Consider the following 15,039-nt stretch of genomic DNA (forward strand, 5'->3'; position numbering starts at 1 on the left):
ACGATGATATCGTGCCCGGCCCTTGCGCCGGGCACGTCCGCTTTGGAAGTCTTATAGCCGGCGCCATGACCCTCACCCTCGAAACCCGCGACCTGACCATCCGCTTCGGCGGCCATGTCGCAGTCAACAGCGTCAGCTGCAGCTTCCGGCCTGGCGAGCTGACCGCCATCGTCGGCCCCAACGGCGCCGGCAAGACCACCTATTTCAACCTGATCTCCGGCCAGCTGCAGGCGTCGTCAGGCGCGATCCTGTTCGACGGTCGCGACATCACCGGCCTCTCGGCGCCGCTGCGCACCCGCGCGGGCCTGGGACGCGCCTTCCAGCTCACCAATTTGTTCCCAAATCTCAGCGTCGAGGAGAATGTCCGCCTCGCCGTCCAGGCGCGGAGCGGCACGCATTACGATCTGCTCCGTCCATGGATGGCCCGACGCGACCTGATCGCCCGCGCCGATGCGATCCTCGACCAGGTCGCGCTCGGCAGCCGCCGCAGCGTCACCGCCACCACCCTGTCGCACGGAGACCAGCGCAAGCTCGAAGTCGCGTTGATGATGGCCCTGGAGCCGAAGGTCTTCATGTTCGACGAGCCGACCGCCGGCATGAGCATCGACGAGGTCCCGGTCGTGCTCGATCTCATCGCCCGGCTCAAGCAGGACAAGAGCAAGATCATCCTGCTCGTCGAGCACAAGATGGACGTCGTCCGCTCGCTCGCCGACCGCATCATCGTGCTGCATAACGGGCAATTGGTCGCTGACGGCGAGCCCGCGGAGGTCATCGCCTCGCCGATCGTGCAGGAGGCCTATCTCGGCGTCTCGCCGCGGAGCGCCGCATGAGCGCGCTGCTGAAGCTCACGGGTGTCGAGACCTATATCGGCCGCTATCACATCCTGCAGGGTGTCGACTTCGAGGTGCCCGAGGGGCAGACCACGATGCTGCTCGGCCGCAACGGCGCCGGCAAGACCACGACCTTGCGGACGATCATGGGACTGTGGGAGGCGAAGAGCGGCAGCATCTCGCTCGCCGGCGAGCCGATCGAGAAGCTTTCGACACCGGACATCGCCCAGCGCGGCGTCGGCTACGTGCCCGAGAGCATGGCGGTGTTCTCCGATCTCACCGTCAAGGAGAACCTGGTGCTGGCCGCCCGCAACGGCCCGCTCGACGACGCCCAGCTCGCCTGGATCTTCGGCTTCTTTCCAGCCCTGAAGAAGTTCTGGCTGTCGCGTGCCGGCAGCCTGTCGGGCGGCCAGAAGCAGATGCTGTCGATCGCGCGTGCGATCGTCGAGCCGCGCAAGCTGCTCTTGATCGACGAGCCGACCAAGGGTCTCGCGCCGGCCATCGTGATGTCGCTGATCGAGTGCCTGAAGGAGATCAAGCGCCGGGGCGCCACCATTCTCCTGGTCGAGCAGAACTTCCATGCCGCGCGCGAACTCGGCGACCAGGTGCTGGTGATGGACAACGGCACCATCGTCCATCGCGGCGAAATGGCGGCGCTTGCCGCCGACGTGCCGCTGCAGGAGCGCCTGCTCGGCCTCAGCCTGGAGGCGCATCAATGAGCGAGATCGTGGCCACCGACGCGCTGCCCAAGCCGAAGCGCGACATCGCCCCGCTGCTGCTGCCCCTCGTCCTGGCGCTGCTGATGATCCCGCTGGTGGGATCGCCGAGCTCCTGGGTGACGCTGACGGTCGCAAGCCTCGCGATGGGCATGATGATCTTCATCATGGCCTCCGGCCTGACCCTCGTGTTCGGCCTGATGGACGTGCTGAACTTCGGCCACGGCGCCTTCATCGCCGTCGGCGCCTATGTCGCGACCCTGGTGCTGCTGCCGCTGGCAAGCTGGGCGCAGGCGGATTCGCTGCTGATCAACCTTGCCGTGCTCGTTCCGGCAGCCCTGCTGTCGATGGGCGTCACCGGCGCCCTCGGCCTCGTCGTGGAGCGCGTGCTGGTGCTGCCGGTCTATGGCCAGCACCTCAAGCAGATCCTGATGACGACCGGCGGCCTGATCGTCGCCGAGCAGACGCTGTACGCGCTGTTCGGCCCGCAGATCATCCCGATGCCGCTGCCGGCCGCGCTGCGCGGCTCGTTCATCCTCGGCGACGTCGCGATCTCGAAGTACCGGCTGCTGGCGCTGCTCATCGGCCTCGTGATCTTCGTCGCGATCGAGCTGGTGCTGAACCGCACCAAGATCGGGCTCCTGATCCGCGCCGGCGTCGAGAACCGCGAGATGGTCGAGGCGCTCGGCTATCGTATCCGCCGCCTGTTCCTCGGCGTGTTCATGACCGGCTCGGCGCTGGCCGGGCTCGGCGGCGTCATGTGGGGCCTCTATCGCGAGCAGGTCCACGCCTCGATCGGCGACGAGCTCACCGTGCTGGTCTTCATCGTCGTCATCATCGGCGGGCTCGGCTCGATCACCGGCTGCTTCATCGGCGCGATCCTGGTCGCGATGGTCGCCAATTACGGCGGCTTCCTGGTGCCCAAGCTCGCCCTCGTCTCCAACATCCTGCTGATGGTCGCCGTCTTGATGTGGCGGCCGCGCGGCCTCTATGCGGTGACCAGCCGATGATGATCCTGTCCGGCGATCCGCCCCGCAGCCGCGCGCTGTCGATCCTGCTCGTCGTCATCCTGCTGGCGCTGCTGGCGACGCCCTTCGTCTTCCCCGGCGCCAAGGCGCTCAACGTCGCCGCCAAGATCTGCATCTTCGCTGCGCTGGTCGCGTCCTACGACCTGCTGCTCGGCTACACCGGCTCGGTGTCGTTCGCGCACACCATGTTCTACGGCATCGGCTCCTACGCGATCGCGATCGCGCTGTACGGGCTCGGGCCGTCCTGGACCTCTGTCGCGGTGGCGGTCGTAGCGGGCCTGCCGCTCGCGCTGCTGCTGGCGCTCGCGATCGGGCTGTTCTCGCTGCGCGTCGAGGCGATATTCTTTGCCATGATCACGCTCGCGGTTGCCTCCGCCTTCCTGGTGCTGGCGTCGCAACTGTCCTGGCTGACTGGCGGCGAGGACGGCCGCAGCTTCCAGCTGCCCGAGCTCCTGCGCCCCGGCACGGTGTTCATCGGCAAGGAGTGGTTCGGCTTTCCCATCAACGGCCGCATCCTGACCTATTACCTCGTGCTGTCGGCCTGCGCACTGATGGTGCTGGCGCTGCTGCGCGTCGTGAACTCGCCGTTCGGCCGCGTTCTGCAGGCGATCCGCGAGAACCGCTTCCGCGCCGAGGCGCTGGGCTACCGTACGGTCTTCCACCTCACTTACGCCAACTGCATCGCCGCGATGGTCGCGGCCTGCGCCGGGATGCTGAATGCGCTGTGGCTGCGCTATGCCGGGCCCGACACCTCGCTGGCGTTCTCCATCATGCTCGACATTCTGCTGATGGTCGTGATCGGCGGCATGGGCACGATCTACGGCGCGGTCATCGGCGCCGCGATCTTCATCCTGGCGCAAAACTATCTGCAGGCGCTGATGAGCATCGCCTCGACCGCCGCGTCCGAAGCCGGACTGCCGCTGCTGCCGGGATTATTGCACCCCGACCGCTGGCTGCTGTGGCTCGGCCTGCTGTTCATCGCCAGCGTCTATTTTTTCCCCACCGGGGTCGTCGGCCGCCTGCGCGGCAAGCCCGCCGCCAAACACTGAGACTGCGATACGATTAAAAATTGCGCAATGTTGCCGTCGCTGGGCGCGACAGCGCGGTACTCGGATGGAGAAATTCTCGTTTTCGGCGATGTTGCGCGACGCGCTTAAGCCACGGCTAACCGCGTTTCCTAACCGCTCCGGTACCAGTGCCTTGCTATCAAATCTGCCTGGAATGAGTCATTTCGCAGGTCGATCAGGGCATGCAACGCACAGCAGACACGTCAGCGGCCGGCGGCGCCGAATCGGAGCAGCTCGGTTCGTCTGTCTGGCGCGGTCCGGTGCCTTGGCTGATCGCCTGTGGCGCGCTGCTGATCGCGGCCATTGTCGTAGGTACGATCGTCATGGCCAGCGACTTCCGGGCGCGGACGATCGCCAACAATGAACGCGAGCTCGAAAACACGGTTCTGCTGCTGACACGGCACTTCGCCCAGCAGTTCGAGGACGCCGAGACCTCCGTCGCGCATGTCATCGGCCGCATGCAGCTCAGATCGATCTCGTCGTCGGAAGCGTTCAGAGCCCGGATGACGCAGCCCGACATCCGCGAGATGCTGCAGTCACAGGTCAACGGCCTGTCCTATATGGGCGACCTCACGGTGATCGACGCCGACGGCAACTTCGTCAACTGGTCGTCGCCAGATCCGCTGCCCCCCGTCAATGTGAGCGACCGGCCCTATTTCAACGAGCTCAAGATGGCGTCACAGCCGGACGCCCTGGTGATCACGCCGGTGACGAGCCGCGTGACCAGCGGCTGGGCCACGATCGTCGCCCATCGCCTCAGCGGAGCGAACGGTGAATTCCTCGGCCTGCTGACGCGCCGCGTCGATCCGCGCACGTATGAGACCTTCATGGAATCGATCGCGCTCGGCAACAATGCGGCGATCACCCTGTTTCATGCCGACGGCACCGTACTGGCGCGCTATCCGCACGTCGAAGCGGTGATGGGTCGCAGGATCGCCAAGCGGAGCCTGCACGAGGCGGTCCTGGACGGCAGCGTTCGGACCGGCGTGATGAAGAGCCCGGTGGACGACATCGAGAAGATCATCGCCGCGGCGAAGATAAGCCGCTTTCCACTCACCATGACCACCACGAAGACCGTCGACGATGCGCTGGCCGATTGGCGGTCGCAGGTGGTGCTGCTGGTCGGGGCCGCCGTGCTCGCGGTGTTCGTGATCGCCGTGATGTTCAGCCTGATGATCAGCCAGATCATTCGGCAGAACCAGATCGCGAGAGGCCGGCTGGAGAACGAGAAGCAGCGCGTCGAGACGGCGCTCGACAACATGACTCAGGGCCTGATCTCGTTCGACGCCAACGCCTGCGTCGTGATGTTCAATCAGCGCTTCATCGACCTGCTCGGGCTGTCGGCCGAGGTAATCAGGCCCGGCGTTCATTTGAGCCAGGTCGTGGCACACTGCAAGGCGCGCGGAGCCTTCAACGGCGATGCAGCCGGCCTGTGTGCCGATATCGCCGACAGAACCAAGGCGGGCGGCACCTCGCAGATGATCGCCGAGGGCAGCTCCGGCCGGTTCTTCAACGTGATCGACAAACCGCTCGCGTCCGGCGGCTGGGTGACGACCATCGAGGACATCAGCGAGCAGCGCAGACTCGAACAGGAGCGCGATCGCAACTATGCGTTCCTGAGCGAGATCATCGATCACATTCCCTCGCACATCATCGTCAAGGACGTGCGCGATCGTCGCTACGTGCTGGTCAACCGCTCGACCGAGGCGGGCTTCGGCCTGTCGCGCCAGGATATCGTCGGCAGGACGGTTTTCGACCTGATGTCCAGGCCGTCCGCAGAGAAGGTCACGGCCGATGATGATCGTGCGCTGAAACAGGCGGACGGCTTGTTCATCGGCGAGCATCCCTGGCAGACGCCGGGTCTCGGCCTGCGCTACATCACCTCGCGCCGGATCGCCATAGCGGACGAGACGCAGCAGCCGCGCTACCTGATCAACGTGATCGAGGACACCACCGAGCGGCGGCTCGCCGACGAGAAGATCGCTCACCTCGCGCATTTCGACGCATTGACCGAGTTGCCGAACCGCGTGCTGTTCCGCGAGCGCATCGACGAGGAGATCGAGCGCGCGCGTCACGGCACCTCCTTCGCCCTGCTCTACATCGACGTGGACGAATTCAAGGGCATCAACGATTCGCTCGGACACCATGTCGGAGACGAACTGCTGAAGACCATCGCGCGCCGGATCGAGAGCTGTGTGGGACCGGAGGACATGGTGGCGCGGCTCGGCGGCGACGAGTTCGCGGTGCTGCTCACCACCGCCGCGGACGAGGACGAGGTGGTCGTCGCGGTCACGGAGATCCTCAATACGATCCGCAAGCCGTATCGGTGCCTTGGGCACCAGCTGTCGACGGACGCCAGCATCGGCATCGCGCTAGCGCCGCGCGACGGCGTCGAGCGCGACCAGCTCACCAAGAATGCGGACCTCGCGATGTACGCCGCGAAGGCCGGCGGCCGGCGCACCTTCCGCTTCTTCGAGCCCTCGATGGACGAGAACGCCCGCGCGCGGCTGCAGCTGCAGCAGGATCTGCGCCGGGCGATTGTCGAGAACCAGTTCGAGCTGCACTATCAGCCGCTGCTCGGCTTCACCCGGAACGTCATGACGGGCTGCGAGGCGCTGCTGCGCTGGCGCCATCCGGAACGCGGCATGGTGCCGCCGCTCGATTTCATTCCGCTCGCCGAGGACACCGGGCTGATCAACGAGATCGGCGACTGGGTGATGCGCACGGCCTGCGCCGAGGCCGCGAACTGGCCCGCCGACATCCGCATCGCCGTGAACGTCTCGCCGGTGCAGCTGAAATCGCCGACCCTGGCGCTGCGGATCGCCAGCGCGCTGTCCGCTGCAGGTCTGGCGCCGGAGCGGCTCGAGATCGAGATCACCGAGGCCGTACTGATCAGCGACGACGATGTCGCGCTGAGCGTGCTGCATCAATTGCACGACATGGGCGTGCGTATCGCGCTCGACGATTTCGGCACCGGCTACTCCTCGCTCAGCTATCTGAAGCGGTTCCCGTTCGACAAGATCAAGATCGACCGCTGCTTCGTCAGCGATCTCAACGTCGGCAGCTCGTCGGCGATCGTGCAGGCCGTGGTGAGCATCGCCGCAGCCAGCAACATGACAACGACCGCCGAGGGCGTCGAGACGGGTGCACAACAGTCGGCGCTGCGCCAGCTCGGCTGCACCGAGATGCAGGGCTACCTGTTCAGCGCGCCGAAACCGGCCGCCGAGCTGCGCAAGCTGTTCGCGCCGGACGCGACCGTCGCCGACGATCTCCAGGCCGCGGGCTGACATCGGGCAGCCGTTTTCGTCGCAGGATCGACCGCGGCAGACCCGATGCAAGGCGCACTGTTCGTGATCGACGTCACATGGCAGGCGAGCTGCGCCGATAGGGCGCTCCGCGAGCGCGCTCCGCCCGACCGTACCTTGGGCCCGCGCAAAGGCGACCTATATAGACGTCGTCGGAACCCGCGCAGGTGGCCCATGCAACCCGTCTCCTTGCTCCTCAACATCCTCTGGATCGTGTTCGGCGGCGCCTACATGGCGTTCGGCTGGCTGGTGGCGGCGGTCGTCATGGCCATCACCATCGTCGGCCTGCCCTGGGCGCGCGCCGCCTTCAACATCGCCGCCTATACGCTGCTGCCGTTCGGCTCCCGCGCCGTCCGCCGCGACGAGGTCACCGGCATCGAGGACATCGGCACCGGGCTTCTGGGCCTGCTCGGCAACATCATCTGGTTCGTCCTGGCGGGCTGGTGGCTGGCGCTCGGCCACCTCATCACCGCGGTCTTCCTGGCGGTGAGCATCATCGGCCTGCCCTTCGCCTGGGCTCACCTGAAGCTTGCCGGCCTCGCCCTGTGGCCGATCGGCAAGACCATCGTGCCGGCGTAAGGCCCGCCGACGCCCCGAGAGGCCGGACCCGCGTCGGCAACGAGTCAAGGCCGTTGCCGACCACGAGCCAATCGGTTAAACGATGTCCGCACGCACCCGTAGCTCAGCTGGATAGAGCGTTGCCCTCCGAAGGCAAAGGTCACACGTTCGAATCGTGTCGGGTGCGCCAGCCTTAGCCGTTATCAGGCGCGCACCACGCCCGCCCGCGCCTTGAGGAACTCCCGCGCGACGATCAGCTTCTGCACCTCGGTCGCGCCCTCGTAGATTCGGAGCGCGCGGATCTCGCGGTAGAGGCTCTCGACGATCTCGCCCTTGCGCACGCCGCGGCCGCCGAACATCTGCAGGGCGCGGTCGATGACGCGCTGCGCGGTCTCGGTGGCGGTGAGCTTGGCCATCGCGGCCTCGCGCGTGGTCGGCAGTTTCTGGACGTCGCGGCGCCAGGCGGCGCGGTAGGTCAGCAGCGCCGCGGCGTCGGTGTCGGTCGCCATTTCGCCGAATGCGGCCTGGGTCATCTGCAGATCGGCCAGCGTGGCGCCGAACATTTGCCGGCTCTGCGCATGCGTCTGCGCCTCGTCGAGGGCGCGGCGACCAAATCCGAGCGCAGCTGCGGCCACCGAGGCGCGGAAGATGTCGAGCGTCTGCATCGCGAGCTTGAAGCCGCCGCCGGGAGCGCCGAGCCGCCGGCTCGCCGGGATGCGGCAATTCTGCAGCCGCAAGGTCGCCAGCGGATGCGGCGCGATCACCTCGATGCGCTCGGCGATGGAGAAGCCGGGATCATCGGGATAGACGACGAAGGCGGAAATGCCGCGCGCCCCTGGCGCCTCGCCGGTGCGCGCGAACAGCGTATAGACGTCGGCGATGCCACCATTGGAGATCCAGGTCTTGTCGCCGTCGAGCACATAGGCGTCGCCGTCCAGCCGCGCGCTGCAGGCCATCGCCGCGACGTCGGAGCCCGCGTCCTTCTCCGACAGCGCAAATGCGGCGAGCCATTCGCCCGATCGCACCTTGGGCAGCACGCTGGCGCGGAGCTCCGGCGAGCCGCCGAGCGCGATGGCGCCGGAGCCGAGCCCCTGCATGGCGAAGGCGAAATCGGCAAGACCGTCGGCATAGGCGAGGGTCTCGCGCGACAGGCAGATGGCGCGGGAGTCGATCGCGCCGGCATCGGCGCCGGGCGCCACCACGGCGCTGTCGAGCAGACCGGCGGCGCCGAGCGCACGCACGATCTTGCGGCAGGCGGCGTCGACATTGCCGTGATCGACGTCGTCCAGCATGCCGGAGCCGACGAAACGATCGAGCCGATCGCAGAGCTCGCGGTGCTTCGGCTCGAAGAACGGCCAGTCGAGCCAGTCGCGGGGGATCACCTTGGCCGATGCACTCATGATGGACCTGTCCGCCAATTATTTTAAGCATAAAATAATTGGCGGATGATCGGCCTGTCAAGCAGGAGCTCCTCCGACGCGGGCAAGGCCATTGCATCGCGCAACGGCAGCCGCTTGTATCGCGGCATCGAGCGTGCAGCGCCTCCCGCCGCCGCTCCCCTCTCCAAACCATGAGGCGATCGGGGCCTCGCCCTTCGAGACGCCCGCCTGAAGGCGGGCTCCTCAGGGTGAGGGTTTGCGGTCCCGCTGCCTTGGCGATTTACGCTCGCATCGCCTTCAGACCAGACGAGTCTCAGGATCGAAGCTCTGCGCCGCTTCACTCCGCCGCCTTGGCGATCTTGCCGAACACGCGCGTCGGGGCCGGGAAGCCGCAGGAGGTGCCGTCGGTGATCTTGACCTGGTCTTCCCAGGGCAGCCGGTAGGTGCCGGCGACCATGTCGTGCATGAAAGTGTAGGGGCAATCCATGGCGCCGCCCTTCACCGCGACATAGCCGCGATGCCAGAGCTGATAGATGTTGTTCTCGACGCCCCAGCCGATGCGCGCCTCGCGCACGAGATCGGGGCGCACCTCCGCGGTGATGATCTCGTCGGGACGCCCCGTCGTGCCATGCGCGAGAACACTGCCGTCGAAATTGACGATCATGCCCTCTCCCATGGAATCGAACGAGCCGTCGGAGCCGCACATGCAGACATTGGCGGTCACCATCAGGTTCTGGAAGGCGTTGGCCTGATTGGTGAAGCGCCAGCTGTCGCGGATTGGCGCGGTGTAGCCGGCGGTGCGGATCATGATCTCCGCGCCCTTGTAGGCGCATTCCCGCGCCATCTCCGGGAACATGCCGTCATGGCAGATGATCAGGGCGATCTTGGCGCCGCGCGGCCCCTCGATGACGGGAATGCCGAGGTCGCCCGGCTCCCACGGCTCGACCGGAATCCACGGATGGAGCTTGCGGTAGTACAGCTTGATGTCGCCGTGGTCGTCGATGATCAGGCCGGAATTGTAGGGATTGCCGTCGGGGTTGTACTCCATGATGGAGAAGCAGCCCCAGATCTTGTTGTCGATGCAGGCCTGCTTGAACGCCGCGACCTCCGGCCCGTCGAGCCGGCACATGATTTCGGGATTGGTATCCATCGACAGGCCGTGCAGGGAGTATTCGGGGAAGACCACGAGGTCCATGGTGCCGAGATTGCGCCGCGCCTTGCCGACCATCCAGACGATCTTCTCGGTCTGCTTCGCGAGATCCGCCTTGGTCACGACGACCGGCAGTTGCAACTGCACCAGGCCGATGACCACGCCATGTTCGGATTTGTTGAGACCGCCGAGCCCATTCATGCCGGACCTCCCTGTGTGACTGCCGCTCGAATTTTGGCCAAGACAACCACGATTTGGCGAACGCGGCGCGCCGATATTTCAGCACGTGCTGCCGCTTGCGCAGGCAGCAGCGACATCCGGTTCCGTCAGACTGGAGGCCGTTGCTGCAGACGCAGCTGAAACCGGCCCAGAGCGCGGCCGAATACGGCGGTGTCATTGGTCGCGCGTGCCAGCACCAGCGCCCCCTGGATACCCGCCACCACCTCCTCGGCGGCGTCGGCCGCCTGCGCTGCGGGCCAACCGCCGCGCACCAGCGCATCGCGCAGGGCGTCGATCCAGCGCGTGAAATAGCTGGCGATCACGGCCGCGAAACGGTCGCGCGTGTCATCGAGCGCGAAGGCGCCGACCAGACAGACCCGCCGTCCGGAGCGGAAGTAGTCGTCGACGCCGCGCCACATCTGCGCGATGGCGCCGTCCGGCGCCGCGTCGCGCAACGGCGTGTAGATCTCGCGCTCGAACCAGCCGTCGACATGCGCCAGCACCGCGCGCGCCATCTCGTCCTTGCCGCCGGGAAAGAAGTGATACAGGCTGCCCTTGCCAAGGCCGGTGGACTCGGTGATGCGGCTGAGCGAGGAGCCCTCGAAGCCGTGCTCGCGAAAGACTTCGGCGATCAGCGGGATGACGTCGTCGCGCTCGTAGAGCGTCCGCATGCGGCCCCTGTCTCACAAGCCCAATTCGGTCAGTCCAGGGTGATCGTCCGGACGGCGGCCGAGCGGCCAATGGAATTTTCGCTCGCTGTCCTTGATCGGCAGATCGTTGATGCTGGCGTAGCGCCGCTGCATCAGGCCCTGCGCATCGAACTCCCAGTTCTCGTTGCCGTAGGAGCGGTACCAGTGGCCGCTGTCGTCGTGCCACTCATAGGCGAAGCGAACCGCGATGCGATGGTCCGTGAACGCCCAGATCTCCTTGATGAGCCGGTAGTCGAGCTCCTTGCTCCATTTGCGGGCGAGGAAGGCAACGATCTCGGCGCGGCCGGTGATGAACTCGGCCCGGTTCCGCCAGCGGCTGTCCGGTGTGTAGACCAGGGACACCCGTTCGGGATCACGGCTGTTCCAGCCATCCTCGGCCATCCGAACCTTCCGCTTGGCCGTGTCGAGGGTGAAGGGCGGGGCGAGCACGCTCATCGGACAAGTCTCCATTGTACTGATAAGATCATATTGTACCATACGGTACAGGCGGTCAAGTTGCGCTTTCTGGAACCCGGTTCCGCCTTCGGCAGGATCTGATTCGGACCACGCGCGAGCCCCGCCCGAAGGCACGGTGCTGACCTACCGATTGAGCTCCGTGGCAGTCAGCACCCTTGTGTGCTCAACGGAAATTTGAATGATCAGTTCAGGGAACCGGCCGGACCGCGGGGGCCACGCGGGTGTGTCTGCCGGATGTTTTGGGGAACTGCAGAGATGTCGATGCTCACGCCGCACGGCGAGTGCCTGCTGTGGACGCCTGAATTGATCTGGGTGAACGCGGTCTCCGACGTCCTCATCTCCTTCGCGTTCTTCACCATCGCCTTCGTGCTCGGCTACATCGTCTTCCGTCGCCGCGACTTCCAGTTCAGCTACATCTTCTGGGCGTTCGCGCTGTGGGTCTCGGTGTGCGGTCTGACCCGCCTGATCGAGGTGCTGACGCTCTGGGTGCCTGCCTATGTGCTGGAAGCGGCCACCAAGGGCTTCTTGGCCTTCATGTCGGTCGGCATCGCCTCGGCGCTGCTGCTGCTGTTGCCGCGGGTGCTGACGATGCCGTCCCGCGCCGATCTGAAGCTGGCCTATGCACAGCTCGAGGAGGAGACGCGGCAGCGCCGCACCGCCGAGGCCATGGTCAAGCGCTTCCAGGAGATCGAGGCCACGGAGGCGCAGGTGCGCCAGGCGCAGAAGATGGAGGCGATCGGCCAGCTCACCGGCGGCGTCGCCCACGACTTCAACAACATCCTGACCGTCATCACCGGCACGATCGAGATCCTTGCCGAGGCGGTCAAGGACCGTCCGCAGCTGGTGCAGATCACCAGCCTGATCAACTCGGCCGCGGCCCGCGGCGCCGACCTGACCAAGCACCTGCTGGCCTTCGCCCGGCGCCAGCCGTTGCAGCCGCGCAGCGTCGACATCAACGGCATGGTGGTCGACACTGCCCGCCTGCTGCGCCGGACGCTCGGCGAGCAGATCGAGATCGAGTCCATGCTGGCGCATGATTCCTCGCCGGCCATGATCGATCCCAGCCAGCTCTCGACTGCGATCCTCAACCTCGCGCTCAACGCGCGGGACGCCATGCCCAATGGCGGCAAGCTGACGCTCGAGACCAAGAACGTTCTGCTCGACGACGCCTACGCGCGGATGAATCCGGAGGTCATTCCGGGCAACTACGTGATGATCGCGGTCAGCGACACCGGCGAAGGCATTCCGGCGAACCTGCTCGACAAGGTGTTCGAGCCGTTCTTCACCACCAAGGATGTCGGCAAGGGTGTCGGCCTCGGGCTCAGCATGGTCTACGGCTTCGTCAAGCAGTCCAACGGCCACATCAAGATCTACAGCGAGCCCGGCCATGGAACGTCGGTGAAGCTATATCTCCCACAGGCCACCGCCGATGCCGATGCGCTGCTCCTCGACGCCAATCTGGCCAGCATGGAGCGCGGCGACGAATCGATCCTGATCGTCGAGGACGATTCGCTGGTGCGCGAATATGTCATCGCCCAGATCAGGCGGCTCGGTTACACGACCCTGGCTGCGAGCAAGGCCGACGAGGCGCTGTCGCTGATCGACAGCCCGGCGCGGATCGATCTGTTGTTCACCGACATCATCATGCCCGGCGGCATGAACGGCCGTCAGCTCGCGATCGAGGCGACGAAGCGGCGGCCGAACCTCAAGGTGCTCTACACGTCCGGCTACACGGAGAATGCCATCGTGCATCACGGCCGCCTCGACGCCGGCGTGCTGCTGCTCACCAAGCCGTATCAGAGTGCGGACCTCGCCCGCATGATCCGCACCGCGCTGAACTCGTGACCGGCCTCACTGCCGACACATGATCCGGCTGTGACCGACGCGCGTTGTGCGTCCAGGCCAAACACCGCGCGGGATCGAATGCTGCGCGCCTGTCCGTTGCGAATGTGAGGTTGGAGTGAATGAGTAAACTGTTCGGACGCTGGCTGGCCGCCGTTCAAGCCTATGCATCGGCCGATGATCCGCAGTCCGACATTGCTGCCAAGGTGGCGCTCGTCATCGTCTCCAACCAGCCATTCTATCCGCTGTATCTGCACGCCATCGCCGGCACGGCGGCATGGCCGGCTTGGCTCACACTGCTGACCACGCCGCTCTTCGCCGCGGTGCCGGTGCTGGCACGACAGCGTCCATTCATCGGACGCGCCCTGATGGTCGTAGCGGGGACAGCCAACACCGTGTTCTGTGTCAAGCTGTTCGGCGCGCATAGCGGCGTCGAGCTCTTTCTCATTCCATGCGCCCTGTTGGGCGCCCTGCTGTTCCGCCCCGACGAACGCATGCGATCGCTGCCGCTGCTCGCACTCCCGTTCGCATCGTACCTGCTGATCGATTCCCGGCTCGGCGAGCCGGTGATGCGCGTCGCCGAGGCGAGCTACGCCTCGCTCGTATCCATCAACGCCATGAGCGTCGCGGCGCTCACCGCGCTGATCGGCCTGCTCGCGGCGGCGCGCATGACGGCGGAGTAGCGGCTCGCTCCCCTGTCAGACACCTCGATAACAGCCTCTCTACCCATCCGCCGGCTCACTATGACGTACAGGCCCGCAGCGCGGGCCTGTCTGAAATCGATCATTGTCGATGCGACGCGCCGCTCACCAGTGACGATGATGACGGTGCCAGTGATGCGGGCGCCAGTGATGACGCGGATAGTAGTGCGGCCGCGGATAATAGTGTCGACGCGGATGCCAGTGGCGGCGTCCATGCCAATGCACCTGCGTCGTCTCCTGCGCCGCGCCCTGCTGCACCGCCGTCGCCGCGCCCGGATTGACCAACGATAGCGCCTCTGCGCGTTGCGCGGGCGCAGCGAAAGCCAGAACGGCGCCAACCGCCGCGATGCCGAACAGCCTCATCACAGTCATGAACTTCTCCTTCGATCGCCCGACATCACGTCTGGCACCTGGCGCCCGCCATCTCCGCTGATGGCCGCCGCCGCGGTACGACGCAGATCAGTCTCGAATGAGCGACGTGAATGGGACCTGAAGACCTGCGCCGGAGCAGAATGCCGAAGCGCGCCGCGCGGTTCCGCCTGGCCTCGCGACATATCGGCACTGTGGCACGACGGGCACGGTCACGACGGACGCTTGCGGAGCACGCTGGCGGAGCAGTCGCGGAGCAAAGGTCGGAGCGGATCAGCCCCGCCGCCAGTAGCAGCTCATGTGAGGCACGATGACGGTGCCGCTCACCCGGTGCTCCTGGACGTAGGTCGCATCGCACACGCGCACGGCGTTGGGACCGGGGTTGTAGCGCGGCACGACGTCGGGCTCCCAATGCCCGCCATAGCGGTTGGGATAGATCGGAACGCGTCGCGGGCGGCGCTGCGCGGAGATGTCCGTGCCGGAATCGCGCTTCATGGCGATCTGCGCGACGGCCGGCGGCTCGGCCCGGGCTCCCGCCGACATCGAGACCACGATGGCCGCGGCCAGCGCCGTCCCGGCCAGCAACACCGACTTCTGTCGCATGCGTCCCCCAATACCAAAATCGCGCGCCGCGGACGGTCGCCGTTTTCGTCCCCCGCGTCAACCTCAACGCCGCCACACTTGTCATAGAACCAAGGTGCAACAGCAG

The 15,039-nt window shown here is 66.0% G+C and carries 14 protein-coding genes and 1 tRNA gene; 9 read left to right on the plus strand and 6 right to left on the minus strand.

Annotated elements, in window-relative coordinates; all coding sequences use genetic code 11:
- The first annotated feature begins 65 nt into the window (after nucleotides 1-65).
- From BRAS3809_RS02430 to BRAS3809_RS02460, 7 genes are all read left to right on the plus strand, one after another.
- Nucleotides 66-830, plus strand: a complete 765-nt coding sequence (locus BRAS3809_RS02430) for an ABC transporter ATP-binding protein (protein ID WP_008960512.1) — start codon at nucleotides 66-68, stop codon at nucleotides 828-830.
- Nucleotides 827-1,549 (plus strand): ABC transporter ATP-binding protein, encoded by a 723-nt coding sequence (locus tag BRAS3809_RS02435; RefSeq protein WP_008960513.1) that lies wholly within the window; start codon nucleotides 827-829, stop codon nucleotides 1,547-1,549. Before BRAS3809_RS02430 ends, BRAS3809_RS02435 begins: the two co-directional genes overlap by 4 nt.
- Complete coding sequence (locus BRAS3809_RS02440) at nucleotides 1,546-2,556, plus strand: branched-chain amino acid ABC transporter permease (RefSeq protein WP_008960514.1); 1,011 nt, start codon at nucleotides 1,546-1,548, stop codon at nucleotides 2,554-2,556. The genes BRAS3809_RS02435 and BRAS3809_RS02440 overlap by 4 nt, the downstream gene beginning before the upstream one ends.
- Nucleotides 2,553-3,623, plus strand: a complete 1,071-nt coding sequence (locus BRAS3809_RS02445) for a branched-chain amino acid ABC transporter permease (protein ID WP_008960515.1) — start codon at nucleotides 2,553-2,555, stop codon at nucleotides 3,621-3,623. The genes BRAS3809_RS02440 and BRAS3809_RS02445 overlap by 4 nt, the downstream gene beginning before the upstream one ends.
- 200 nt (nucleotides 3,624-3,823) lie before the next feature.
- Complete coding sequence (locus BRAS3809_RS02450; protein ID WP_008960516.1) at nucleotides 3,824-6,928, plus strand: bifunctional diguanylate cyclase/phosphodiesterase; 3,105 nt, start codon at nucleotides 3,824-3,826, stop codon at nucleotides 6,926-6,928.
- Between the two features lie 192 nt (nucleotides 6,929-7,120).
- The gene (locus BRAS3809_RS02455; protein WP_035655102.1) at nucleotides 7,121-7,525 is read left to right on the plus strand and encodes a YccF domain-containing protein; all 405 of its coding nucleotides are present in this window, start codon (nucleotides 7,121-7,123) and stop codon (nucleotides 7,523-7,525) included.
- A gap of 92 nt (nucleotides 7,526-7,617) precedes the next feature.
- Nucleotides 7,618-7,694: transfer RNA gene (locus tag BRAS3809_RS02460), tRNA-Arg, on the plus strand.
- Between the two features lie 13 nt (nucleotides 7,695-7,707).
- Here the strand turns inward: BRAS3809_RS02460 and BRAS3809_RS02465 are convergent.
- From BRAS3809_RS02465 to BRAS3809_RS02480, 4 genes are all read right to left on the minus strand, one after another.
- Entirely contained in the window at nucleotides 7,708-8,904 is a 1,197-nt protein-coding gene (locus BRAS3809_RS02465; RefSeq protein ID WP_008960518.1) for an acyl-CoA dehydrogenase family protein, read from the minus strand.
- Between the two features lie 316 nt (nucleotides 8,905-9,220).
- Complete coding sequence (locus BRAS3809_RS02470; RefSeq protein WP_008960519.1) at nucleotides 9,221-10,234, minus strand: formamidase; 1,014 nt, start codon at nucleotides 10,232-10,234, stop codon at nucleotides 9,221-9,223.
- A gap of 125 nt (nucleotides 10,235-10,359) precedes the next feature.
- A complete protein-coding gene (locus BRAS3809_RS02475; protein WP_008960520.1) occupies nucleotides 10,360-10,923 on the minus strand; it encodes a TetR/AcrR family transcriptional regulator in 564 nt (187 codons plus the stop codon).
- Nucleotides 10,924-10,935: 12 nt separating this feature from the next.
- Entirely contained in the window at nucleotides 10,936-11,397 is a 462-nt protein-coding gene (locus BRAS3809_RS02480; protein ID WP_008960521.1) for a nuclear transport factor 2 family protein, read from the minus strand.
- Between the two features lie 276 nt (nucleotides 11,398-11,673).
- On the opposite strand from BRAS3809_RS02480, the gene BRAS3809_RS02485 reads away from it, so the two are divergent.
- Complete coding sequence (locus tag BRAS3809_RS02485) at nucleotides 11,674-13,263, plus strand: ATP-binding protein (protein ID WP_035655105.1); 1,590 nt, start codon at nucleotides 11,674-11,676, stop codon at nucleotides 13,261-13,263.
- A gap of 119 nt (nucleotides 13,264-13,382) precedes the next feature.
- Nucleotides 13,383-13,943 carry a hypothetical protein gene (locus BRAS3809_RS02490; RefSeq protein ID WP_008960523.1) on the plus strand — a complete coding sequence of 187 codons (561 nt, stop codon included), beginning with the start codon at nucleotides 13,383-13,385 and terminating at the stop codon, nucleotides 13,941-13,943.
- A 123-nt stretch (nucleotides 13,944-14,066) separates the two neighbouring features.
- On the opposite strand, the gene BRAS3809_RS02495 is transcribed toward BRAS3809_RS02490, so the two are convergent.
- Entirely contained in the window at nucleotides 14,067-14,333 is a 267-nt protein-coding gene (locus tag BRAS3809_RS02495; protein WP_008960524.1) for a hypothetical protein, read from the minus strand.
- Nucleotides 14,334-14,603: 270 nt separating this feature from the next.
- Nucleotides 14,604-14,915, minus strand: coding sequence for a hypothetical protein (locus BRAS3809_RS02500; protein WP_008960525.1), 312 nt, complete (start codon nucleotides 14,913-14,915; stop codon nucleotides 14,604-14,606).
- Nucleotides 14,916-15,039 lie beyond the last annotated feature (124 nt).

Source organism: Bradyrhizobium sp. STM 3809 (assembly GCF_000239795.1).
Classification (GTDB): Bacteria; Pseudomonadota; Alphaproteobacteria; order Rhizobiales; family Xanthobacteraceae; genus Bradyrhizobium.